Source organism: Streptococcus sanguinis SK1 = NCTC 7863, from assembly GCF_000194945.1.
In the GTDB taxonomy this organism is placed as follows: Bacteria; Bacillota; Bacilli; order Lactobacillales; family Streptococcaceae; genus Streptococcus; species Streptococcus sanguinis.
Genome location: NZ_GL878509.1, coordinates 306,667 through 329,689, shown reverse-complemented (window position 1 = coordinate 329,689; position 23,023 = coordinate 306,667). Strand labels below are relative to the sequence as shown.

20 protein-coding genes are annotated in these 23,023 nt (G+C 46.9%); 17 read left to right on the top strand and 3 right to left on the bottom strand.

Annotated elements, in window-relative coordinates:
* The first annotated feature begins 19 nt into the window (after positions 1-19).
* The 12 genes from HMPREF9378_RS02155 (at position 20) to thrC (ending at position 12,523) form a co-directional block, all read left to right on the top strand.
* The gene (locus HMPREF9378_RS02155) at positions 20-343 is read left to right on the top strand and encodes a hypothetical protein (RefSeq protein WP_002898771.1); all 324 of its coding nucleotides are present in this window, start codon (positions 20-22) and stop codon (positions 341-343) included.
* Positions 333-2,288, top strand: a complete 1,956-nt coding sequence (locus tag HMPREF9378_RS02160) for a V-type ATP synthase subunit I (RefSeq protein WP_002914212.1) — start codon at positions 333-335, stop codon at positions 2,286-2,288. The genes HMPREF9378_RS02155 and HMPREF9378_RS02160 overlap by 11 nt, the downstream gene beginning before the upstream one ends.
* 132 nt (positions 2,289-2,420) lie before the next feature.
* Entirely contained in the window at positions 2,421-2,900 is a 480-nt protein-coding gene (locus tag HMPREF9378_RS02165) for a V-type ATP synthase subunit K (RefSeq protein WP_002898768.1), read from the top strand.
* A gap of 10 nt (positions 2,901-2,910) precedes the next feature.
* Positions 2,911-3,501 carry a hypothetical protein gene (locus HMPREF9378_RS02170; protein ID WP_002914207.1) on the top strand — a complete coding sequence of 197 codons (591 nt, stop codon included), beginning with the start codon at positions 2,911-2,913 and terminating at the stop codon, positions 3,499-3,501.
* Positions 3,502-3,511: 10 nt separating this feature from the next.
* A complete protein-coding gene (locus tag HMPREF9378_RS02175) occupies positions 3,512-4,525 on the top strand; it encodes a V-type ATPase subunit (protein WP_002914206.1) in 1,014 nt (337 codons plus the stop codon).
* Positions 4,512-4,832: a V-type ATP synthase subunit F gene (locus tag HMPREF9378_RS02180; protein WP_002914205.1), complete on the top strand. Its 321-nt coding sequence runs from the start codon at positions 4,512-4,514 to the stop codon at positions 4,830-4,832. The genes HMPREF9378_RS02175 and HMPREF9378_RS02180 overlap by 14 nt, the downstream gene beginning before the upstream one ends.
* 7 nt (positions 4,833-4,839) lie before the next feature.
* Positions 4,840-5,535 (top strand): GNAT family N-acetyltransferase, encoded by a 696-nt coding sequence (locus HMPREF9378_RS02185; RefSeq protein WP_032911326.1) that lies wholly within the window; start codon positions 4,840-4,842, stop codon positions 5,533-5,535.
* Positions 5,536-5,709: 174 nt separating this feature from the next.
* Positions 5,710-7,500, top strand: coding sequence for a V-type ATP synthase subunit A (locus tag HMPREF9378_RS02190; RefSeq protein ID WP_002914203.1), 1,791 nt, complete (start codon positions 5,710-5,712; stop codon positions 7,498-7,500).
* Entirely contained in the window at positions 7,487-8,881 is a 1,395-nt protein-coding gene (locus HMPREF9378_RS02195; protein ID WP_002902006.1) for a V-type ATP synthase subunit B, read from the top strand. Before HMPREF9378_RS02190 ends, HMPREF9378_RS02195 begins: the two co-directional genes overlap by 14 nt.
* Positions 8,878-9,501: a V-type ATP synthase subunit D gene (locus tag HMPREF9378_RS02200; RefSeq protein ID WP_002902008.1), complete on the top strand. Its 624-nt coding sequence runs from the start codon at positions 8,878-8,880 to the stop codon at positions 9,499-9,501. The genes HMPREF9378_RS02195 and HMPREF9378_RS02200 overlap by 4 nt, the downstream gene beginning before the upstream one ends.
* Positions 9,502-9,828: 327 nt before the next feature.
* On the top strand, positions 9,829-10,926 hold the full coding sequence (locus HMPREF9378_RS02205; protein ID WP_002902009.1) for a LysM peptidoglycan-binding domain-containing protein: 1,098 nt from the start codon (positions 9,829-9,831) through the stop codon (positions 10,924-10,926).
* A gap of 112 nt (positions 10,927-11,038) precedes the next feature.
* On the top strand, positions 11,039-12,523 hold the full coding sequence (gene thrC / locus HMPREF9378_RS02210) for a threonine synthase (RefSeq protein ID WP_002902010.1): 1,485 nt from the start codon (positions 11,039-11,041) through the stop codon (positions 12,521-12,523).
* A gap of 44 nt (positions 12,524-12,567) precedes the next feature.
* Here thrC and pulA read toward each other — a convergent pair whose 3' ends face one another.
* Both pulA and HMPREF9378_RS02220 read right to left on the bottom strand, forming a co-directional pair.
* Complete coding sequence (gene pulA, locus HMPREF9378_RS02215) at positions 12,568-14,643, bottom strand: type I pullulanase (RefSeq protein ID WP_002902011.1); 2,076 nt, start codon at positions 14,641-14,643, stop codon at positions 12,568-12,570.
* 117 nt (positions 14,644-14,760) lie between these two features.
* Complete coding sequence (locus HMPREF9378_RS02220) at positions 14,761-15,744, bottom strand: LacI family DNA-binding transcriptional regulator (protein WP_002894119.1); 984 nt, start codon at positions 15,742-15,744, stop codon at positions 14,761-14,763.
* Positions 15,745-16,178: 434 nt separating this feature from the next.
* Between HMPREF9378_RS02220 and malQ the strand changes: the two genes are divergently transcribed.
* The 5 genes from malQ to nrdI all read left to right on the top strand — a co-directional run bounded on the left by malQ (position 16,179) and on the right by nrdI (position 21,233).
* On the top strand, positions 16,179-17,690 hold the full coding sequence (malQ, locus tag HMPREF9378_RS02225) for a 4-alpha-glucanotransferase (protein WP_002902012.1): 1,512 nt from the start codon (positions 16,179-16,181) through the stop codon (positions 17,688-17,690).
* Between the two features lie 33 nt (positions 17,691-17,723).
* The gene (glgP, locus tag HMPREF9378_RS02230) at positions 17,724-19,985 is read left to right on the top strand and encodes a glycogen/starch/alpha-glucan family phosphorylase (RefSeq protein WP_002902013.1); all 2,262 of its coding nucleotides are present in this window, start codon (positions 17,724-17,726) and stop codon (positions 19,983-19,985) included.
* Positions 19,967-20,131 (top strand): hypothetical protein, encoded by a 165-nt coding sequence (locus HMPREF9378_RS11695; protein WP_002902014.1) that lies wholly within the window; start codon positions 19,967-19,969, stop codon positions 20,129-20,131. The genes glgP and HMPREF9378_RS11695 overlap by 19 nt, the downstream gene beginning before the upstream one ends.
* 32 nt (positions 20,132-20,163) lie before the next feature.
* Complete coding sequence (locus HMPREF9378_RS02235) at positions 20,164-20,682, top strand: ABC transporter permease (RefSeq protein ID WP_002902015.1); 519 nt, start codon at positions 20,164-20,166, stop codon at positions 20,680-20,682.
* Positions 20,683-20,744: 62 nt separating this feature from the next.
* Positions 20,745-21,233, top strand: a complete 489-nt coding sequence (gene nrdI / locus HMPREF9378_RS02240; RefSeq protein ID WP_002894111.1) for a class Ib ribonucleoside-diphosphate reductase assembly flavoprotein NrdI — start codon at positions 20,745-20,747, stop codon at positions 21,231-21,233.
* Positions 21,234-21,264: 31 nt separating this feature from the next.
* Here the strand turns inward: nrdI and argS are convergent, their stop codons facing one another.
* Complete coding sequence (gene argS / locus HMPREF9378_RS02245) at positions 21,265-22,953, bottom strand: arginine--tRNA ligase (protein WP_002902017.1); 1,689 nt, start codon at positions 22,951-22,953, stop codon at positions 21,265-21,267.
* Positions 22,954-23,023: the final 70 nt, after the last annotated feature.

Sequence of the window (23,023 nt, the reverse complement as noted above, 5' to 3'; positions counted from 1 at the left end):
AAAACGAGGGGGTGAATAGATGGCCAATGAAACACTTGAAAAAATGCAGGAAATTGAAACTGCTGCAGAAGAAGTTTTGATGGGCTACAGGACGCAGGCTCAGGAGCTACGACAGCGCGTAGATGAAGATCTCAGGCAGCTAGGTCTGACTTATGACGATGAAACGCAGAAGCTGGCAGAGGAATTAACAGCGAGTTCCCAGCAAAAGTTGGTGCTCCTGCAGCAAGACTTGGAGCAGACAACTCAGCAGAATGAGGATAAGGTTGAGGCTGCGCTGACAGACAAAAAAGCAGACTTGGCGCGAGCCATTGTAGAGAAGGTGGTAGAAGCCTATGGCCATTAGTCAAATGCGGCAGTTGTCTCTGCTTCTGCCCAAGGAACTGCTGGATCAGCTTCTCTTTTACCTACAGGGTTTAGAGTCGGTTCAGATTCATGACTTGCGGCAGGAAGAGGACTGGCAGGCAGCCTTTGAGCAGGCTTTAGTCGGCCAGCCGGATCAGCAGTTATCTCAGCAGGATTTGCTCAGTCGTCAGGAAAAGCTCGAGAGACTGATTGCAGAGCTGGAGCCTTTTATGTCCAAAAAGAAACTGCTGGAAGCCTTAAAAGAAGAACCTTTGGAGTTGTCCTTTGCTGCTTTAGAGCAGGCAGGGAAGGCCCGAGATGAGGTGGCGCTGTTAGAAGGAATCAGCAAACAGCTCAAGGTCTTGCAAGAGGCCAAGGGTCAGATAGAAGCTGACCGCTTGGAAGTGGCTGCGCTGGAGAAGTGGGAGCCACTGGAGCTAACACCGCAAGCAGCTGCGACTTTCAGTCATCTGGGAGCTTTGATTGGGACGATTCCCAATACAGACGACGATGCTCTGCGCCTGACTCTGGGATCACATCCCGACCTGAAGTTTCAGGAAGTCTTTACCGATGATACGGAGCATGGGGTTCTTGTCTTTTATAAGACAGGCTCTCTGGAAGAAGTTCGCAAAATCTTGAAAGAGTATGGCTTTAAGCCTTTTGAGTATGACCACGCGGAACTGCCTGTTGAGCGGGTAGCCCAGCTCAAGGCCAATATTCGACAACAGGAGGCGGTGGCAGATGCTATGACTAAGAGTCTGGCAGCTTCTAAGAACGAGTTGGATCAGCTCAAGGTTCAGCTGGACTATCTCTGCAATCTCTCCTCTCGTCAAGAAAGTAAGAATCAGTTAGCCAGCACGCAAAATCTAGCAGCCTTGGAAGGCTGGATCGAAAGTAATCAAGTTCAAGCTCTTGAGGCTTGCTTGACAGAGCAGTTTGGCCAGAGCATTCTCATCCAGACCAGAGAAATCCGAGAGGACGAGGAAGATAAGGTTCCGACCAAGCTTAAAAACAATGCCTTGGTGGAGCCCTTCGAGCTAGTGACGGAGATGTATTCCCTACCTAAGTATGGTGATAAGGATCCAACCCCCGTCGTTTCTCTATTTTATTTTGTATTCTTTGGCATGATGGTTGCCGACATTGGCTACGGCCTTTTGCTCTTTGTGGGCACCAGCCTGGCGCTGCACTTCTTGCATGTCAAGCCGGGATTGGCTAAGAATCTGCGATTCTTCCGCCTGCTGGGTGTGGCAGTCATCATCTGGGGACTGGTTTATGGCTCTTTCTTTGGATTTGAACTGCCCTTTGCTCTGATTAGCACCAGCTCAGACGCCATGACGATTCTGGTTATTTCTGTTGTCTTTGGCTTTGTTACAGTGCTGGCGGGCCTTTTCCTCAGCGGTCTGAAAAATATCCGCCTCAAGGATTATGCAGAAGCTTATAATGCGGGCTTTGCTTGGGTGCTGATTTTGCTGGGGCTGCTACTCTTGGCCCTGGGAAATTTCTTCCCATCCTTGGCCTTTGCTGCAACGATTGGTCAGTGGCTGGCCATCATCAATGCTCTGGGCATACTGGCAGTATCCATTGTCAGTGCTAAAAGCTTGGCAGGATTGGGGTCAGGTCTCTTTAATCTTTACAATGTCAGCGGCTATGTAGGAGACCTTGTCAGCTTTACGCGGCTGATGGCTTTGGGGCTTTCGGGAGCCAGCATTGGCTCGGCTTTTAACTTGATTGTCAGCCTCTTTCCACCTGTCGCTCGCTTTAGCATTGGCATTCTGCTCTTTATTGCCCTGCATTTGGTCAATATGTTTCTATCTTTTCTGTCCGGTTATGTACACGGAGCGCGTTTGATTTTTGTGGAATTCTTCGGGAAATTCTACGACGGTGGCGGCAAGCCTTTCACTCCGCTCAAGCCTAGTGAGAAATACGTTCAGCAAAGCAAGAAATAAAGATTAGGAACTATGGTAAGAGATGAGAAGCTCATCTTTAGAAATACACTTTCTACAACATCAAAACAAGCAATATTCATTCAACTAGCTGTTGGTTTTACGACAATTACAGCATTTTCATAGGAGTAAATCATGGAACATTTAGCATCATATTTTGGAACTTACGGTGGCGCCTTTTTTGCAGGTCTGGGAGTAGCTTTGGCAGTCTTTCTCAGCGGAATGGGCTCAGCTCTGGGGGTTGGAAGCACTGGTCAGGCAGCAGCAGCCCTCTTGAAAGAGCAGCCGGAAAAATTCGCTCAAGCTCTGATTCTTCAGCTTTTGCCAGGTACCCAAGGTCTCTACGGCTTTGTTATCGGGATTACCGTCTTCTTTAATATCAAGCCAGAATTGGCTCTGCAATCAGGCGTGGCTTATTTCCTAGCAGCTCTGCCAGTTGCCATTGTTGGTTACTTTTCAGCCAAGCATCAAGGACGAGTGGCGACAGCTGGTATTCAGATTTTGGCCAAGCGTCCAGAAGAGGTCATGAAAGGGGTTATCCTAGCGGCCATGGTTGAAACCTACGCTATCTTGGCCTTCGTTGTTTCCTTCATCATGGTTCTGAATGTGAAGTAAGGAGGCTTTTATGTCTGACATATCAGATCTCAAAGCTTCTGTCTTGGAGCAGGCTCACGAGAAGGGGCGTCTGCTTTTGGCCGAGGCTACTGAGAAAATAGAACAGGAAGCCAAGGAACGCGAGGCCCAGCTGGTTCGGCAAAAGCTTGGACAGCGGGAGCAGCAGCTGAAAGAAATCAGCCGGCGCAGTCAGCGCGATATTCAGCAGCTGGAAAATCAAAAACGCCAGTCTACTCTGGTCATCAAGCAGCGGGTTCTCAGAGAGCTTTTTGAGGAAGCCTATGCTCAGATGGTGGCTTGGTCACTAGCTGAAGAAGAGCATTTTCTAAAGAGTGCCCTAGCTAAATATCCAGAGGAAGAATTGACACTGACTTTCGGTGCTCTGTCAGCTGAAAAATTCAGCTCCAACCAGTTAGAAGACTTGAAAAAAGCCTTTCCGCAAGTGCACTTTTCAGACCAGTCTATAGCCGGTCAGGCAGGTTTTGTGCTGAGCCAGGGACGAGTGGATGATAGTTATCTCTATCGTGACTTGCTGGACTCTGTCTGGCAGGAGGAAAGCTACCGACTGGCTCAGGACATTTTCAAAGATCAGGCAGAATAGGAGGCGGACCATGAGTGAAACAAGCTTCTCTCAAGTCAATACAGCCATTAGCGTGCAGGAGGCTTCCTTTTTGACCCCCCAGCAATATGATCAGTTGCTGCAGGCTGACGATGCTGCCAGCCGTTCGGCTCTTCTGCAGGGAACGGTCTATGCTATGGATGCTGAAGCTATCAAGGATCTCAATGCCATTGAGCAAGTACTGATGAAGCATTTGTATTCCGTTTATAATTGGGCGTTTGAGATTAGTCCTAGTAAGGAGCTGGTGGAGATTTTCACGCTCCGCTACACCTACCACAATCTCAAAGTTTTTCTCAAGGGTCGGGCGACAGGTCAGTCCCTGGAGCATTTGCTGATGCCGGTGGGGACCTATTCGCTAGAGGTTTTGGAGCACCTAGTCATGGCCTTTTCGGCTGAGTATTGTCCAGATTTCATGCTGGAAGAGGTGCTTGCGACCTGGCAGGAATACCAGGATTATCAGGATGTGCGCGTCTTGGAGATTGGTATGGACATGGCTTATTTCCAGCATCTCAAGCGCCTGACACAGGAGTTGGAAGATGAGAGCCTGCTGCAGCTGGTGAATCTGACTATTGATTTTTACAATGCCATCACCGTTAAGCGGGCTGTTGGCTTGGAGAAACCGCACAGCTTTATGAGGCAGCTCCTGTCTGATGAAGGAAGCCTTTCTGCCGCCAACTGGATTGCCATGGCAGAGCAGGGAGATTTCTTGACTTGGTTTAGCCAGGTCAATCCCTGTGGTTACGATCTGGATCTGCGCTCCTATGAGGAAAAAATGCGGAACCAGACTTTGACGACAGTAGAGTTAGAATATCTAGCGGACCTCTTGCAGGCTAAGTTGCTGGCGACTGGTCAGTTTGAGACAGATGGCCCGCTTCCTCTGGCCCGCTATCTGCTAGGCAAGGAGCTGGAAGTCAAGAATCTGCGGCTGATTTTGACCGGTATGGACAATCAGTTGCCAGTAGAGCTTATCAGAGAAAGGATGCGACCGATTTATGGACAAGACTAGCTACAAGATTGCTGTCGTGGGGAATCGCGACACCATTCTCCCATTTAAGCTGATTGGTTTTCAGACCTTTCCAGTGAAAGAAGCTCAGGAGACGGTCAATACCCTGCGTCGGCTCGCCCGTGAAGATTTCGGCATTATCTATCTGACGGAGGATATGGCTGCGGATATTCCAGAAACCCTGGCCTACTATGATCAGCTGGAGATTCCTGCTCTTGTGCTCATTCCTACTCATAAGGGGAGCACGGGACTGGCTCTTTCGCGGGTTCATGAAAATGTTGAAAAAGCTGTCGGACAAGATATATTATGAGGTTTTTATGCGAATCAATGAACTAGGCCAACCCATTGGGGATGCTCTGCCAGATTTTCAGCCGGGGGACTTGCCCAATCTGGAGCGAATCGAAGGCCAGTATGTTATTATCGAGCGTTTGTCCAAGGATAAGCATGGGACGGATTTGTATGAAGTGTATGGTCCGGATTCTCCTGCGGATATGTGGACCTATCTCTTTCAAAATCCTGCCCAAAATCAGGCAGAATGGTCCCAAAAGCTAGAACAGATGCTGGCAGCACAGGATCGTTTTCACTATGCTATTGTGGATAAGGAGAGCGGTAAGGCTCTAGGAACTTTTGCCTTGATGAGGATTGACCGAAATAACCGCGTTATCGAAGTGGGAGCGGTGACCTATTCACCCAAGCTGAAGCGCACCAGACTGGCTACAGAAGCCCAGTACTTACTGGCACGCTATGTCTTTGAAGACCTGGAGTATCGTCGCTATGAATGGAAATGCGACTCCCTCAATCAGCCGTCAAGACGGGCAGCAGAGCGGCTTGGTTTCACTTATGAAGGTAGGTTTCGTCAGGCTATTGTCTATAAGGGGCGCAACCGAGATACGGACTGGCTGTCTATGATTGACACGGATTGGCCGGCCGTCAAGAGTCGTCTAGAAAAATGGCTAAGCCCAGACAATTTCGACGAAAAGGGCTGGCAAATAAAAGCTTTATCTGATTTTTAAAATAAAAAGAAACAATCCTTGCCCTAGAGTTAGCTAAGAAAGATTTCAAACTCGCGGCAAGAATCAAAAAATACTCTTTGGAAATGAAATTCAAACTAGGTCCGTATCTAACTTAGTTTGAGCTTTGATTTTCATTGAAAAGTAACAAAAATCTCCCAAGAATGGAGGAAGATTGTGAGTCAAGGAAAGATTATCAAAGTTTCTGGTCCTCTGGTGCTGGCATCAGGGATGCAGGAAGCGAATATTCAGGATATCTGCCGGGTTGGCGATTTGGGGCTGATTGGTGAAATTATTGAAATGCGGCGGGATCAAGCCTCTATTCAGGTTTATGAAGAAACTTCTGGCTTGGGTCCGGGGGAGCCAGTCGTCACGACTGGAAGTCCTCTGTCCGTTGAGCTGGGACCAGGTCTGATTTCTCAGATGTTTGACGGGATTCAGCGGCCTTTGGAGCGTTTCCAGACCATCACGGCGAGCGACTTCCTCGTCCGTGGTGTCCAACTGCCAAATCTAGACCGAGAGGCTAAGTGGGATTTTGTTCCAAGTCTGTCTGTCGGAGATACGGTTGAGGCTGGCGATATTCTGGGAACGGTGCAGGAGACCAATCTGGTGGAGCACCGCATCATGGTGCCAGTTGGAGTCAGTGGACGTTTGACCAATATCTCAGCTGGCAGTTTCACTGTTGAAGAGACTGTTTACGAGATTGAGCAGGCGGATGGTTCTGTCTTTAAAGGGACTCTCATGCAAAAATGGCCAGTCCGTCGCGGGCGCCCTTTTGCTCAGAAGCTGATTCCAGTTGAGCCTTTGGTGACTGGTCAGCGGGTCATCGATACCTTCTTCCCAGTAACCAAGGGCGGAGCAGCAGCCGTACCAGGACCTTTCGGGGCTGGTAAGACTGTCGTCCAGCACCAGGTGGCCAAGTTTGCCAATGTTGACATCGTTATCTATGTCGGCTGCGGTGAGCGTGGCAATGAGATGACCGACGTACTTAATGAATTTCCAGAACTAATTGACCCAGCAACTGGCCAGTCCATCATGCAGCGGACGGTGCTGATTGCCAACACTTCCAATATGCCGGTGGCGGCTCGGGAAGCATCGATTTACACAGGGATTACGATCGCAGAATACTTCCGTGACATGGGCTACTCCGTGGCCATCATGGCGGACTCTACCTCTCGCTGGGCAGAAGCCCTGCGGGAAATGTCTGGCCGTCTGGAAGAAATGCCGGGTGACGAAGGCTATCCTGCCTATCTCGGCAGCCGGATTGCTGAGTATTACGAGCGGGCTGGCCGGGTCAAAACACTCGGTTCGACTGCGCGTGAAGGCTCTATTACTGCTATTGGGGCTGTATCACCTCCGGGTGGAGATATTTCTGAGCCGGTAACGCAAAATACCCTGCGGATTGTCAAGGTCTTCTGGGGCTTAGATGCCCAGCTGGCTCAACGCCGGCATTTCCCAGCTATCAACTGGCTGAGCTCTTACTCGCTCTATCTAGACGAAGTGGGAGCCTATATCGACCAGCATGAGAAGATTGCTTGGGCGGAAAAGGTCACCAAGGCCATGAATATCCTGCAAAAGGAAAGCGAACTGCAGGAAATCGTGCGCTTGGTTGGCTTGGATTCCTTGTCTGAGAAGGACCGGCTGACCATGAATGCAGCCAAGATGATTCGCGAGGACTACCTGCAGCAGAATGCCTTTGATGATGTGGACACCTATACTTCTTTCAAAAAACAGGTAGCTTTATTGAGTAATATCTTGACCTTTGATGCGGAGGCCAATCGTGCCTTGGAGCTGGGGGCTTATTTCCGGGAAATCATGGAAGGAACGGTGGAGCTGCGTGACCGAATTGCCCGCAGTAAGTTTATCCATGAAGACCAGCTGGAAAAAATTCAGGCTCTCAGTCAGACTATTGAGGAAACCCTGCACCAGATTCTTGCCCAAGGAGGACTAGACAATGAGCGTCATTAAAGAATACCGCACCGTCAGTGAAGTTGTCGGCCCTCTGATGATTGTCGACCAAGTCGCTGGCGTGCATTTCAATGAATTGGTAGAAATCCAGCTGCATGACGGCAGCAAGCGTCAGGGCCAGGTCCTGGAAGTTCAGGAAGACAAGGCTATGGTCCAGCTTTTTGAGGGATCTAGCGGTATCAATCTGGAAAAAGCCAAGGTCCGCTTTACCGGCCGTCCGCTAGAGCTGCCAGTGTCAGAAGACATGGTGGGCCGGATTTTCAATGGAATGGGCAAGCCAATTGATGGCGGCCCAGCTATTTTGCCAGAAAAATATCTGGATATTGACGGTCAAGCCATCAATCCAGTAGCTCGCGATTATCCAGATGAGTTTATTCAGACTGGGATTTCAGCTATCGACCACCTCAATACCTTGGTTCGGGGGCAAAAACTGCCAGTATTTTCTGGCTCTGGTCTGCCCCACAAGGAATTAGCCGCTCAAATCGCCCGTCAGGCAACGGTGCTCAACTCTGATGAAAACTTCGCCGTGGTCTTTGCGGCCATGGGGATTACCTTTGAAGAAGCTGAGTTCTTCATGAATGACCTCCGGGAGACAGGAGCCATTGACCGCTCGGTGCTCTTTATCAATCTGGCTAATGACCCAGCTATTGAGAGGATTGCGACGCCGCGTATTGCCCTGACAGCAGCTGAGTACCTGGCTTATGAAAAGGATATGCACGTTCTGGTTATCATGACTGACATGACCAACTATTGTGAAGCCCTGCGGGAAGTTTCCGCAGCTCGGCGTGAAGTGCCGGGTCGACGTGGGTATCCGGGTTACCTCTATACTAACCTATCCACCCTTTATGAGCGGGCTGGACGTCTGGTTGGCAAGAAAGGCTCGGTGACGCAGATTCCAATCCTGTCCATGCCAGAGGATGACATTACCCATCCGATTCCAGACTTGACGGGATATATTACGGAGGGGCAGATTATCCTTTCACGCGACCTTTACAACAGTGGTTATCGTCCGCCCATCAATGTCCTCCCATCTCTGTCTCGTCTCAAGGACAAGGGTTCAGGTGAGGGCAAGACTAGGGGAGACCATGCTGCGACTATGAACCAGCTTTTTGCCGCCTATGCGCAAGGCAAGCAGGCTAAGGAGTTGGCTGTCGTTCTGGGGGAATCCGCCCTGTCCGAAACGGACAAGCTCTATGTGCGCTTTACTGACCGCTTCGAGCAGGAATACATCAATCAAGGTTTCCAGACCAACCGAACCATCGAGGAAAGCTTGGATCTGGGCTGGGAACTCCTGTCCATCTTGCCAAGAACAGAACTTAAGCGGATCAAGGACGATATGATTGACCAATACCTGCCGCAAACCAAGGAGGAAGAAAGATGACGCGACTCAATGTCAAGCCGACTCGGATGGAGCTGAATAACTTAAAAGCCCGTCTCAAAACGGCTGTCCGTGGACATAAATTGCTCAAGGACAAGCGGGATGAGCTGATGCGGCGCTTCATTGAGTCTGTCCGTGAGAACAATCAGCTTCGCCAAAAGGTCGAATCCGCTCTGGTTGGCCACCTGCAGGACTTTGTCATGGCAAAGGCGCTGGAGAGCGATCTCATGGTCGAGGAGATTTTTGCTGTGCCCACGCGGGAGGTCAATCTGCATGTGGAGACTGAGAATATCATGAGTGTGCGCGTGCCCAAGATGTACGCCCATATTGACAATCCGCATACTGATGACGAGGGAGACGTGGTTTATAGCTATGTGGCGTCTAACAGCCAGATGGATGAAACCATTGAAAGTATGAGCGATCTGCTTCCTGACCTGCTGCGACTGGCTGAAATTGAGAAAAGCTGTCAGCTTATGGCGGATGAAATCGAGAAAACCCGCCGTCGGGTCAACGGACTAGAATATGCTACCATCCCTGACCTCAAAGAAACCATCTACTACATCGAGATGAAGCTGGAAGAAGCCGAACGGGCCAGCCTCGTCCGAATGATGAAGGTGAAGTAAGATACCAAGACCGTTAAGAGCTCACAGCAAAAATAGGAAAATAGACGAAGAAGCGATAGCTTCTAGGGATTTTCTCTTTTTTGCCAAGAGCTTAGGTCGGGTTTAGTTTATCAGAGTAGAAAAAATTCAAATAAGCCCAAAAGAAAAACAGAACCTCTCTAAACGAGGTTCTTTTGCTTATTGCTAATTTTAATATGTTACAAACAAATCTCCATATTACAGGGGACGGACAGTTCTGTTAAATAGGTCGAAAAAGGCTTTTTTCTTAGAAGATTTATGGTAAGATGGTTTTTGTATCATGAATGATTAGGAAGGTGCATTTTGTATATGAAAATGAATAAGAAATTACTTTTAGCTTCAACTGTTGCTTTGTCAGCATTGCCTTTGTTAACAACGCGAGCTGAGGAGCAGCCACAAAACTGGACTGCCAGAACAGTTGAGCAAATTAAAGCAGATATTACGAGCAATGAAAACCAACAAACATACACTGTTCAATATGGAGACACTTTGGGAAATATCGCCCAAGCGATGAACATTGATCTTGTTGACTTGGCTAAAATCAACCAAATTGCCAATGCTGACTTGATTTTCCCAGGTACTGTTTTGACCATTACAACAAATGGCCACAACGAAATTGCCTCTGTAGAAATCCAAAGCTACCAAGCAGGAAATAATGCAGGATTGGTAACGGAAGATTATACAGCTAGCGAGATTTTTGGTACTGAACAAGCCGCTCCAGCGGCACCGGCTCAAACAGCAGAAACTCCAGCTCCGGCTGTTGAGGAAGCTGTTGCAGCTCCAGCAGACCAAGCACCAGCGCCTTCTGAAGAAGCTCCTGCCCCAGTAGCAGAAGTTGCAAGTGAAGCAGCCCCAGCTGCGGAAGCAAATGCAGCAGCTCCTGTAGAGGCAGCGCCACAGCCAGTAGTTGCTGCAAGTCCAGCGGCTCCAGCAGAGGCGGCTCCAGAAGCGACTGAATTAGGCCAAGACCAAGTCAGTCAAGCAACTGCCGCTGTTGAGCCAACAACTTACAATGCTCCAGCTGTAACAGACGCAGCTAGCGTGACAACTAACAATCCTGCTAATGAAGGTCTTCAGCCACAGACTGCTGCTCTGAAAGAAGAGATAGCAGCTAAATATGGCATTACAGAATTTAGTCTCTACCGCCCAGGTGATAGTGGTGACCACGGTAAAGGTTTGGCGGCTGACTTTATCGTTGGTGAGAATACTGAATTAGGAAACCAGGTTGCAGCCGATGTTACCTCTAACATGACTGAAAGAGGAATCTCTTACGTTATCTGGCAGCAACAGTTCTATGCACCATTTGAAAGCATTTATGGACCAGCTAATACTTGGAACCAAATGCCAGACCGTGGTAGCGTGACTGAAAACCATTACGACCACGTTCACGTATCTATGAATGAATAAGATGAAAACAAGCCCAGAAATGGGCTTTTTCTGATATTCTCTGTGAAAAAGCGAGAATTTTCTGATAGATTTTGGTATAATAAAGCGAACTACAGATAAAGGATGAGAGAGAATGACCTTAGTTTATCAATCAACACGCGACGAAAAGAATAGAGTAACAGCCAGCCAGGCGATTCTGCAAGGCTTGGCGACAGACGGCGGTCTCTTTACGCCCATTACCTATCCGCAGGTCGATTTGGACTTTGCCAAGCTCAAAGATGCTTCTTATCAGGAAGTAGCCAAGCTGGTTTTGTCCGCATTTTTGGATGATTTTTCTGAAGCAGAGCTGGACTACTGTATCAACCATGCCTACGACAGCAAGTTTGATGATGCGGCTATTGCTCCCTTGGTCAAGCTGGATGGTCAGTACAATCTAGAACTTTTCCACGGAGCGACCATTGCCTTCAAGGATATGGCTTTGTCTATCCTGCCTCATCTGATGACAACCGCAGCTAAAAAGCACGGTTTGGAAAACAAAATTGTCATTTTGACGGCGACTTCTGGCGACACAGGCAAGGCGGCTATGGCAGGCTTTGCGGACGTTCCTGGGACTGAGATCATTGTCTTTTATCCGAAAGATGGTGTCAGCAAGGTTCAAGAGTTGCAAATGACGACCCAGACAGGTGCCAATACGCATGTCGTTGCCATTGATGGCAACTTTGACGATGCCCAGACCAATGTCAAGCGCATGTTTAACGACACAGACCTACGAGCTCGTCTCTTGGAGCACAAACTCCAGTTTTCATCTGCTAATTCCATGAATATCGGCCGTTTGGTGCCGCAGATTGTCTACTATGTCTATGCTTATGCTCAGCTGGTGAAGGCGGGAGAAATCATAGCAGGAGACAAGGTCAACTTTACCGTTCCGACGGGGAACTTTGGTAATATCCTGGCGGCCTACTATGCCAAGCAAATCGGTCTGCCGGTTGGCAAGCTAATCTGCGCATCGAATGAAAACAATGTCCTGACCGATTTCTTCAAGACTCAGGTTTATGACAAGAAGCGGAGCTTCAAGGTGACGTCTAGTCCGTCCATGGATATTCTGGTTTCCTCTAACTTGGAGCGTTTGATTTTCCACCTGTCTGGTAACAGCGCTGAGAAAACAGCTACTTTGATGGCGGCTTTGAATGAACATGGACAGTATGAACTGACGGACTTTGACGCTGGGATTTTAGAGCTCTTTGCGGCTGATTATGCGACAGAGCAAGAAACAGCTGCTGAAATCAAGCGGGTCTATCAAGCATCTGACTACATCGAAGACCCTCATACAGCTGTCGCGTCTGCTGTCTATCAAAAATATCTGGCAGAGACAGATGATCAGCGCAAGACTGTTATCGCGTCTACCGCTAGTCCTTATAAATTCCCAGTCGTGGCTGTTGAGGCTGTGACTGGCCAAACAGGACTCAGTGACTTTGAGGCTTTGGATCAACTGCACGAACTTTCTGGCGTAGCCTTGCCACCAGCTGTGGATGGCTTAGAAACAGCCCCAGTGCGCCACAAAACGACGGTCGCTGCAGACCAAATGCAGGCAGAAGTCGAAGATTATTTGGGATTATAAAAAAACAAAAACATCAGCTTATTCATTGGCTGATGTTTTATAATCTATTTCAACACAATCAACTGCTTGCCAGCTAGGCTGTAACTGTCAGCTAGTGGTGCGATTGGTTTTTGGGCATCAATGGCTGGGTATTGAAGGTGCAGCTTTTGCTTGTTTTTGTTTTCGTAGACAGCCTCTTGGCTGCTGAAGTTGATGACGATGGTCATGCTCGCTTTGCTGTCTTGAATTTTGTACTCCAATAGACTGTCTGTCAGCCAGTTGACCTGACAGGCTTGCTTGATAGCGGCGCTGGTCTTTAGATGCAGCAGCGGATGTGCCCTGCGAAAAGCAATCAGCTGTTTAACAAAAGCAATGTCCTCTGTATAATGCAGGGAGCGCAGCCAGTCTAGTTTATTGATTTCGTCAGGCATATTGTAGGTGTTATCAATCAGATTTTTAGTCCGGAAAAATTCCTGACCGCTATGGATAAAGGGAACACCTTGAGCCAGCAGGACGAGATGGAGAGCCAGCCGCGAATTGGCCAGCCGATCCCGCAAGGTGATAGCAGGGTTGACGATATCAAAATAATCAAAAACCGTTGCATTGTCATGGCACTCCACATAATTAATAGCCTGCTGGGGCGCAGTGAAGTGGGCCTCGCCTTTTAGACCAACATTTGCTGTCAGGACATTTTCAAGCTGACTGGCAGGAGTCTTGCTCTCGATTTGCCGACCTTGGGCGATGGTCTGCTTGAGACTGTCACGGAAATGATCGCTGAAAAACCCATAATCCGGAAGCTGGGCAGCATTGTACTGATGAGCCAAACGTTCACTTGCCAGCCCAGTATCCATCTGCCAGCCTTCACCGTAGAGATAGATGTTAGGATAGAGCGCCTTGAGTTCGTTAGCTATCTGCTGCATGGTTTGAATGTCTAAAATCCCCATCAGATCAAAGCGGAAACCGTCAAAGCCATAGAGGCTGACCCATTGCTTGACCGACTGCTTGATATAGCGGCGAACCATGGCCTTCTCACTGGCTACATCATTACCACAGAAGGTTCCGTTGGTCCGGTAGCCCATGTCATTGAGCCGGAAAAAATAGCCGGGCACGATTTTTTCAAAAGCATAGCTGTTGGCATCATAGACATGATTGTAGACCACATCCATGATGACGCTGATATCAGCATTGTGGAAGGCAGTAATGGCCGCCTGTAGTTCTAAGATGCGGGCATAAGGGTCTCGCGGATTGCTGGCAAAACTGCCATCTGGGACATTATACTGGACAGGGTCATAACCCCAGTTGTAGACGAGCTCTGGATGCTTTTCATCAACGCTGCCAAAGTCATAGACGGGCATGAGCTGCACATGGCTGATACCCAGCTCTTTCAGATAGTCCAGACCGAACTTCTGGCCGTGAACGACTGGAGATTCGCTCAGCGAGGCAAACTTCCCGGGATAGGAGAAGCCAATTTCTTTCTGCATAGAGAAATCGCGGACGCTCATTTCATAAATGACAGCTTCTGTCGGATCCAACTGTGTTTTTGCTCGTTTGATTGGCTTTTTAATCTTGTCTAGATCGATGACATAGCTGTTGCCCGAATTGACGTCTGAGGATAGGGCGTAGGGATCATGGACTTCCACCCACTTGCCATTAATCTTATGGAGATAAGAATAAGAGGCTCCCTCTAAATCTCCCTCAATGCGGGTATGCCAGACTCCCTTATCCAGACGCTTGAGATGGTGAACCTGGTCTTTCAGATGCAGGAGGACTTTTTCGGAAATCGGTGCCCAGAGTTTGAAATCGGTGGCTTGGGGGTTGTACTGAGCTCCCAAATCGTCGCCTGCATAGTCAAAAATCTCATCGAAAATAGGCTTTTTCACGATATGGCGGTACTGCAGGTCGGTATGATTGCGGTCTTGGTCATAGACCTTGTAGGATTGCGTTAGGTCAATGGGCTCATTAGCCGATACGGTGTAGATAATCCGTTCTTCCTGATTGTTGATGTTTTTGATGGTTAAAGGGCTAGAGCTGTGCTTGTCTTCCAGTGTAAAGTGGATGGAGTAGGCTTCAAAGCTCTTTTCCAGTTCGATGGTGATGATATTTTCGTCATCTAAATAGGCTTGAAAAATACGAAAGGCCATGTTTTTCCTCTTTCTTTGTCAGTTTCTCTTCGTGTAATTGTTTTGAGTTCAGGCTCTGCCCTGGGTTGGGACAAGGCCGATATGTGAATCTTTGATAAATGAGTAAAAGCACTCGGATTATCGAGTGCTGATGCTATGCGGGATCAACTGGCGATAGCAGATTTGCTTGTCTTCTTTATTGTCCTTGATGATTTGGAAGAGGGTCCGGAAGGATTCTTTCCCAAGCTCAAGGGCATTGATATCGATATAAGCATCCACATCAATCCGTGGTTTGAGAGAATCAAAGGTGATAATGGGAATATGGTAGTCCTGATCTTTGAGATAGTGCAGAGCTCCTTCTGCTACCAAGGTATCAGAGGTCACGATGGCTTCAATCTCATCTAGCGGCAGCTCCTCCATAATCTTGTAACTGTTGTCTTCCAGAAGGAAACCGAAGGCAAATTTGATAATGCGTTCATCCAAAGGCCGTTCTGCTTCATTCAGTGCTTGCTTGTAGCCTGTGTAACGATCTTGAGAAACAACCAGCTCCTTATTCCCAGCCAGAAAGGCAATTTTCTGATAGCCCTTGTCAAGGAAATATCTGGTTGCGTCATAGCCAGCCTTGATATTGTCGTTGTCCACTAGAGAGATGAAAGGTGAGACAGCTTTCCCTAGGATAAGGAAAGGAAAGTTGTTCCTGACTGCAAAGTCGACCAAAGGATCGTCCTGCTTAGAATAAAGGAAGATCAGTCCATCTACTCGTTTTCCTAAAATCATTTGCTTCAGATTTTCCAAGCGGTGCTCTTCATCTTGCCCAGTGCTGATCTGGATGGCATAGTCATAGTCAGAAGCAATCTGAGAAATCCCCCGCAATACAGTTGGGAAAAAAGGGTTTTGATAGAAGACATCTGAGTCGTCCGGCAGGACCAAGCCGATGACTTGGCTGGACTGGCTGACCAGACTTCTGGCATTGAGGTTGGGATGATAGTCCAGCTCCTTCATAGCAGCACGGACCCGTTTTTTGGTTTCTTCACTGATGGTTGATTTGTTTTGTACGACGCGGGTCACAGTAGAGGGCGACACGCCTGCTAGTTTTGCGACTTCTTTGATAGTAACTCGCATAAAAACCTCCTAAAGGCCTGCATTTGCTGGAAATCCTTTCTATAATATCAACTATTTTAAATCTACTAGTAGAAGCACTTGCTTTCTAAGAGTCATGCAAACCTCTGCCCAAAATGGTTCTTATAACCAGTGATTTTGCCTAACTATGATGGTCGAAAAAACAAGTATAAAGCAGTTTCTCAGTAAACGCAAACGTTTTCTGTTTGTAAGAACATTTTAACACAAAAAGAGAACGCTTGCAAGAAGAGAAAAACGGCAAATAATTGGGGCTGTAAGAGAGTCCTAAAAGAGCATTATATCCATTAACCAATAAATTGAAAAAAATCTCAAAAACCCCTTGCACTAAAAAAAAAATAGGTTATAATCAAGTCGACGCAAACGTTTGCATTAAGTAAAAATGAAAAGGCGTAGAGGAAAAATAACGAGGTGACAAAATGAAAAAACGTCAAAGCGGCGTGCTCATGCACATTTCATCCCTTCCGGGCAAGTACGGTATCGGATCTTTTGGCCAAAGTGCTTATGATTTTGTAGACTTCTTGGTTCGCACCAAGCAGCGCTATTGGCAGATTTTGCCACTGGGAACGACCAGTTATGGTGATTCTCCATATCAGTCTTTCTCTGCTTTTGCGGGGAATACCTACTTTATCGATTTTGATATTCTGATAGAAGAAGGACTGCTGAACGAGTCAGATGTCAAGGGAGCTGATTTTGGAGATGATCCTAGAAAAGTGGATTATGCAAAGATTTTCGATGCTCGCCGTCCAATCATGGAAAAAGCAGTAGCTCGCTTCTTGAAAGCAGACGATCTGTCTGACTATGAGAGCTTTGTAGAGCAAAATGCAGCTTGGTTGGAAGTTTTCGCTGAGTACATGGCTATCAAGGAGCATTTTGATAATCTAGCTTGGACAGAGTGGCCAGATGAAGCGATTCGCCGCCGTGAGGCTGCTAGCCTCGCTTCTTATCGTGAAAAGCTAGCTGACAAGCTGACCTACCATCGTGTGACCCAGTATCTCTTCTTTAAGCAGTGGTTAAGATTAAAAGCCTATGCTAATGAACATCACATCGAGATTGTCGGTGATATGCCAATTTATGTGGCAGCTGACAGTGCTGATGTGTGGGCACAGCCTCACTTCTTTAAGACAGATGCTGTTGGTAAGCCAACTTGTGTGGCAGGCTGTCCGCCAGATGAATTTTCAGAAACTGGCCAGCTTTGGGGCAATCCTATCTATGACTGGGAAGCTATGGACAAAGATGGTTATGCTTGGTGGATTGAGCGTCTGCGTGAAAGCTTCAAGATTTACGACATTGTCCGTATCGACCACTTCCGCGGCTTTGAGTCTTACTGGGAAGTACCTGCTGGCTCAGAAACATCTGCTTCTGGTAAGTGGGTCAAAGGTCCTGACTACAAGCTCTTTGCAGCGGTTAAGGAAGCCTTGGGTGATTTGAATATCATCGCAGAAGACCTAGGCTTTATGACGGACGAAGTGATCGAGCTGCGCGAGCGCACTGGTTTCCCAGGAATGAAGATCTTGCAATTCGCCTTCAATCCTGATGATGAAAGCATCGATAGCCCGCATCTGGCGCCAAACAACTCAGTCATGTATACCGGAACCCATGATAACAATACTGTTTTGGGCTGGTACAAGGATGAGATTGACGACGCTACTCGCCAGTACATGGCTCAGTACACCAACCGTAAGGAGTACGAAACAGTACCTCATGCAATGCTGCGCACAATCTTTGCTTCAGTCAGCTTTATGGCCATTGCAACCATGCAAGACCTGCTGGAATTAGATAGTGCAGCACGGATGAACTATCCATCCACAATTGGTGGCAACTGGACTTGGCGGATGACAGCTGAAGAGCTGAATCCAATCGTCGAAGGTGAGCTTTACAGCTTGACCAAGACTTACCGTCGTATGAATACCGATTTAATTAACGAATAAAGAACAGCCGAATCAGGCTTGAAGGGATTAATCATGTCAAACTTACAAACTTATATCAAAAATACTTATTCAAAAAATCTTGCTGATTGCAGCAACGAAGAACTTTACCTGGCTCTTTTGAACTACACTAAATTAGCCAGCGCTCAAAAGCCAGTCAATACTGGTAAGAAAAAACTCTACTATATCTCAGCTGAGTTCCTGATTGGTAAACTTTTGTCTAACAACTTGATCAACCTTGGACTTTACGATGATGTGAAGCAAGAGTTGGCAGATGCTGGTAAAGACTTGATCGAGGTAGAAGAAGTTGAGTTGGAGCCGTCTTTGGGTAACGGAGGCTTGGGTCGTCTGGCTGCCTGCTTCCTGGACTCTATTGCGACACTTGGTCTTAATGGTGATGGTGTAGGACTGAACTACCACTTTGGTCTTTTCCAACAGGTTTTGAAAAACAACGAACAGACAACTATTCCTAACTTCTGGCTGACTGAGCAAAACTGGTTGGTTCGCTCTAGCCGCAGCTACCAAGTGCCATTTGCTCACTTTACCCTGACATCTACTCTTTATGATATTGATGTGCCAGGTTACAAGACAGAAACTAAGAACCGTCTTCGTCTCTTTGATTTGGACTCAGTGGATGCGGATATCATCACAGACGGTATTGACTTTGATAAGACAGATATTGCCCGCAACTTGACCCTCTTCCTCTATCCAGACGATAGTGACAAGCAAGGGGAATTGCTCCGTATCTTCCAGCAGTACTTCATGGTTTCAAATGGTGCTCAGCTGATTATTGACGAAGCGATTGAAAAAGGCAGCAACCTGCACGACTTGGCAGACTATGCTGTCATCCAAATCAATGATACCCACCCATCTCTGGTTATCCCAGAAATGATCCGTCTCTTGACTGAGCGTGGTTTGGATCTGGATGAAGCAATTGCCATCGTACAGAAGATGACTGCTTATACGAACCACACGATTCTAGCTGAAGCTCTTGAAAAATGGCCTCTGGAATTCTTGAAAGAAGTAGTACCGCATCTGGTACCAATCATCAAAGAGCTTGACAAGCGCGTTAAGGCTAAATACGTAGATCCAGCAGTGCAAATCATTGATGAGGACGATCGTGTGCACATGGCGCACATGGATATCCACTACGGATACAGTGTCAATGGTGTTGCTGCTCTGCATACAGAAATCCTGAAAAACTCTGAGCTTAAAGCCTTCTACGATATCTACCCTGAAAAATTCAATAACAAGACCAACGGTATTACTTTCCGCCGCTGGCTCATGCATGCCAACCCACGTCTGTCTCATTATCTAGATGAGTTGCTGGGTCGCGACTGGCACCATGATGCAACTAAGCTCGAAGGCTTGTTGGAATTCACTGGCGCTGCAAATGTTAAAGAAAAATTGGAAGGCATCAAGGCTCACAACAAGCGTAAATTGGCTCGTCACTTGAAGGAAGCACAAGGTGTGGAAATCAATCCAGAATCTATCTTTGATATCCAAATCAAGCGCCTGCATGAGTACAAGCGCCAACAAATGAACGCTCTGTACGTTATCCACAAGTATCTGGACATCAAGGCTGGTAACATCCCTGCTCGTCCAATCACTGTCTTCTTCGGTGGTAAGGCTGCTCCTGCTTACACGATTGCACAGGACATCATCCACCTCATCCTTTGCTTGTCAGAAGTGATTGCTAATGACCCTCAAGTAGCTCCACACCTGCAAGTAGTTATGGTAGAAAACTACAACGTTACAGCGTCTAGCTTCTTGATTGCAGCTGGTGACATTTCTGAGCAGATTTCCCTGGCTTCTAAGGAAGCATCTGGTACTGGTAACATGAAGTTCATGCTTAACGGTGCCTTGACTCTTGGTACTATGGACGGAGCGAACGTTGAGATTGCAGAGCTGGTCGGCGAAGACAACATCTACATCTTCGGTGAAGATTCTGAGACTGTTATTGACCTCTACGCAAAATCCGCTTACAAGTCTAGTGAGTACTATGCACGTGAAGCTATCAAGCCATTGGTTGACTTTATCGTTAGCGATGAAGTATTGGCAGTTGGTAAAGCTGAACGCTTGGAACGTCTTTACAATGAACTGATCAGCAAGGACTGGTTCATGACCCTGCTGGATCTGGAAGACTATATCCAAGTGAAAGAGCGCATGCTGGCGGACTACGAAGACCGCAATGCATGGATGGACAAAGTCATCGTCAATATCGCCAAAGCTGGATTCTTCTCATCTGACCGTACTATCGCTCAATACGAAGAAGAAGTATGGCACTTGAACAGCTAATATTCTTTAAATCAAAAAAGCCGAGACAGCAGTGTTTCGGCTTTGATTTTTTAGTCGAAGAAATGAATAAGGATTTAGCTATTGTGTGGGCTTCTGAAAAGGTGAAAGCTTCTTGGTCTTGTCAGCTTTTTCTTTTCGGTGTATAATAAGTGAAAATATTTCTTTACAGGAGGCGTTCATGAAAAAGAAACCAATTTATCTTTATGTTTTGCTGGTCTTGTCAGCAATCGGAACTTTACTGGGAGTATGGAGCCGTTTTTTCTCAAAGTTTTCTGAGGTAGATTATACACAAATCGGTTTCTCAAAAGAGTTGAGTGATCAGACAAATCAGTTTAATAAACTTTATTTTGAATTTCTTCGTAATGGAATGAATATGATGATTTTTTTCGTTATGACGGCTCTGTTAATAGCATCTATCGTCTTTTTGGTTAGAAAAAATCTGCAGATGGCTAATATTAGCTATATCGTTTATATACTAGTCAGTTTGTTATCTCAAGTTTACGTCTATATTTCATCGAAAGGGATTGTTGGCAAGGTATTTACAAGCCCTGAGAACATTGCAACGCATTCAAACAGTCTTCTTTTAGGAACAGTGCTGGGCTTTATCATCAGTTTAATTTATCTTTCCATCGTCGTCTTTAAGCTAATCCAGCAGCAAAAAGAGGCTGAAAAAGCAGAACTAGCTGCAAACGAATAAGATTTGACAAATAACAGATAAGTGCTTACAATTTTAAGAAGCAGTATCTGTTATTTTTTAGAATGGAGAGTAAAATGACAAAGGTTTCCTTGGTTTACATCAGCTTGAGCGGCAATACAGAGAGTTTTGTCCGTCGGCTGACAGACTATTTGCTGGAGCAGCATCCAAGCCTAGAAGTAGAGAAGATTCATATCAAAGACATGGTAAAGGAAGGACAGCCCTTTTTTGAAATGGACAATCCTTTCATCGCTTTTCTGCCGACTTATCTGGAGGGTGGCAATGGTGTGGACAATGGCGATGTAGAAATTCTGACAACCGATGTGGGGGACTTTATCGCCTATGGTCAGAATGCCAGCAAGTGTCTGGGTGTCATTGGCAGTGGCAATCGTAACTTTAACAACCAATACTGTCTGACAGCCAAGCAATATTCAGAGCGCTTCGGTTTTCCAGTTTTGGCTGATTTTGAAATGCGTGGCATGTTGGGAGACATTAAGAAGGTTGCGGGGATTATTGAAGAGCTCTATCACATTGAAAAAAACGAAAACCAGTGAGGTTTTCGTTTTTTGATGTTCTAAATCAAGCTTACATCTTTTCTGGTGCTTCTACTCCCAGCAAGCGCAAAGCTTCTTTGAGGACAACAGCTGTTGAGTAGCTGAGAGCCAGACGGCTGTCGCGTTCAGGGCTTTCATCCAGAATCCGAGTGTGCGCATAGTATTTGTTAAAGGCTTGAGCCAGACTGATAGCGTATTTGGCAATCAGAGATGGCTCATAGTTGTCAGCAGCACGCTTGACAACACGGCCGAAGTCTTGGAGCAACTTGATAATTTCCCAGCTTTCTGGATCGTTCAGGCTGTACGTAGCCTCTGCATCTGGCTGGAAGTTAGCCTTGCGCAGGATAGACTGGATACGAGCATAAGCATACTGGATGTAAGGACCTGTTTCTCCCTCGAAGGAAACCATAGCTTCCAGGTCAAAGTCGTAACCATTGCGGCGGTCGGTTTTGAGGTCGTAGAACTTAACTGCTCCTACCCCAACTGCACGAGCAACAGCGTCCTTGTTTTCCAATTCTGGGTTTTTAGCTTCAATCTGACTTTTTGCTCGGCTGATAGCTTCCAGCAGAGTTGGTTCGAGGAGGATGATATTTCCTTTACGTGTAGACAATTTTTGACGGTTCTTAGTCACCAGTCCGAAGTCAACGTGAATCATGTCATCGCTCCAGTCAAAGCCCATCTTTTTCAGAACGGCCTTGAGCTGTCTGAAGTGGTTAGCCTGCTCTTGACCTACAACATAGACATTTTTGACAAAGTTGTAAGTGCGAGCCCGGTAGATGGCTGTTGCGATATCACGTGTGATGTAGAGGGTAGCACCGTCTGATTTTTTAATCATAGCAGGCGGAAGGTTAAAGTCTTCCAAGTCTACAATGCTAGCTCCTTTTGATTCCTGCAGGAGACCCTTGTCTTCAAGGATTTGAATCCCTTCGTCCATCTTGTCATTGTAGAAGGCTTCACCGTTTAGGCTGTCAAACTCGACACCTAGGAGTTCGTAGATACGGTTGAATTCTGTCAGACTTTCGTCGCGGAACCATTGCCAAAGCTCAGTTGCTTCTGGGTCGCCATCTTCTAGCTTCTTGAACCAAAGGCGGCCTTCTTCATCCAGAGATGGGTCATTTTCAATCTCGGCATTGATACGCACGTAGAGTTTGAGGAGCTCGTCAATAGGGTTAGCTTCAACAGCTTCCTGACTTCCCCACTTCTTATAAGCTACCATCAAGAGACCAAACTGTTTGCCCCAGTCTCCCAAGTGGTTGATTTTGATGGTGTTGTAGCCAATCTTGCGGAAGATGTTGGAAAGAGCGTCACCGATAACAGTAGAGCGCAAGTGGCCGACTGAGAAAGGCTTGGCAATGTTTGGACTGGACAGGTCGATGGTGATATTCTGATTATTTCCTTCGTTTTGCTGGCCGTAGTCAGCTCCGTCTTTGATGACTTCTTTGATAACTTGGCCGGAAATTTCAGCCTTGCTGAGGAAAAAGTTAACATAAGGACCAGTCGCAACGACTTTGTCAAAATGCGCTGTGTCAATCTTTTCAGCGATATCAGCAGCGATGATTTGAGGAGCTTTGCGCTCAGTCTTTGCCAGAGAAAAGGCTGGGAAGGCGATATCGCCAAGTTCAGAGCTCTTTGGCTGCTCCAATAAATTTAAAATAGCGTCTTGATCAAGGCTGTCAATAACCTTGGCCAATTCGCCGGCAATCAACTGTTTGTTATCCATATTTGCTCCTTTGTGTCTTTTGTTATTATTTTATCACATTTTTCAAGGAATCTTCAATTTTTTTGGGAAT

What these genes read in the sequence shown, in the direction of transcription:
- HMPREF9378_RS02155 (WP_002898771.1), top strand. Translation starts at nt 20, where the DNA reads ATGGCCAATGAAACACTTGAAAAAATGCAGGAAATTGAAACTGCTGCA.
- HMPREF9378_RS02160 (WP_002914212.1), top strand. Translation starts at nt 333, where the DNA reads ATGGCCATTAGTCAAATGCGGCAGTTGTCTCTGCTTCTGCCCAAGGAA.
- HMPREF9378_RS02165 (WP_002898768.1), top strand. Translation starts at nt 2,421, where the DNA reads ATGGAACATTTAGCATCATATTTTGGAACTTACGGTGGCGCCTTTTTT.
- HMPREF9378_RS02170 (WP_002914207.1), top strand. Translation starts at nt 2,911, where the DNA reads ATGTCTGACATATCAGATCTCAAAGCTTCTGTCTTGGAGCAGGCTCAC.
- HMPREF9378_RS02175 (WP_002914206.1), top strand. Translation starts at nt 3,512, where the DNA reads ATGAGTGAAACAAGCTTCTCTCAAGTCAATACAGCCATTAGCGTGCAG.
- HMPREF9378_RS02180 (WP_002914205.1), top strand. Translation starts at nt 4,512, where the DNA reads ATGGACAAGACTAGCTACAAGATTGCTGTCGTGGGGAATCGCGACACC.
- HMPREF9378_RS02185 (WP_032911326.1), top strand. Translation starts at nt 4,840, where the DNA reads ATGCGAATCAATGAACTAGGCCAACCCATTGGGGATGCTCTGCCAGAT.
- HMPREF9378_RS02195 (WP_002902006.1), top strand. Translation starts at nt 7,487, where the DNA reads ATGAGCGTCATTAAAGAATACCGCACCGTCAGTGAAGTTGTCGGCCCT.
- HMPREF9378_RS02200 (WP_002902008.1), top strand. Translation starts at nt 8,878, where the DNA reads ATGACGCGACTCAATGTCAAGCCGACTCGGATGGAGCTGAATAACTTA.
- HMPREF9378_RS02205 (WP_002902009.1), top strand. Translation starts at nt 9,829, where the DNA reads ATGAAAATGAATAAGAAATTACTTTTAGCTTCAACTGTTGCTTTGTCA.
- thrC (WP_002902010.1), top strand. Translation starts at nt 11,039, where the DNA reads ATGACCTTAGTTTATCAATCAACACGCGACGAAAAGAATAGAGTAACA.
- pulA (WP_002902011.1), bottom strand. Translation starts at nt 14,643, where the DNA reads ATGGCCTTTCGTATTTTTCAAGCCTATTTAGATGACGAAAATATCATC.
- HMPREF9378_RS02220 (WP_002894119.1), bottom strand. Translation starts at nt 15,744, where the DNA reads ATGCGAGTTACTATCAAAGAAGTCGCAAAACTAGCAGGCGTGTCGCCC.
- malQ (WP_002902012.1), top strand. Translation starts at nt 16,179, where the DNA reads ATGAAAAAACGTCAAAGCGGCGTGCTCATGCACATTTCATCCCTTCCG.
- glgP (WP_002902013.1), top strand. Translation starts at nt 17,724, where the DNA reads ATGTCAAACTTACAAACTTATATCAAAAATACTTATTCAAAAAATCTT.
- HMPREF9378_RS11695 (WP_002902014.1), top strand. Translation starts at nt 19,967, where the DNA reads ATGGCACTTGAACAGCTAATATTCTTTAAATCAAAAAAGCCGAGACAG.
- HMPREF9378_RS02235 (WP_002902015.1), top strand. Translation starts at nt 20,164, where the DNA reads ATGAAAAAGAAACCAATTTATCTTTATGTTTTGCTGGTCTTGTCAGCA.
- nrdI (WP_002894111.1), top strand. Translation starts at nt 20,745, where the DNA reads ATGGAGAGTAAAATGACAAAGGTTTCCTTGGTTTACATCAGCTTGAGC.
- argS (WP_002902017.1), bottom strand. Translation starts at nt 22,953, where the DNA reads ATGGATAACAAACAGTTGATTGCCGGCGAATTGGCCAAGGTTATTGAC.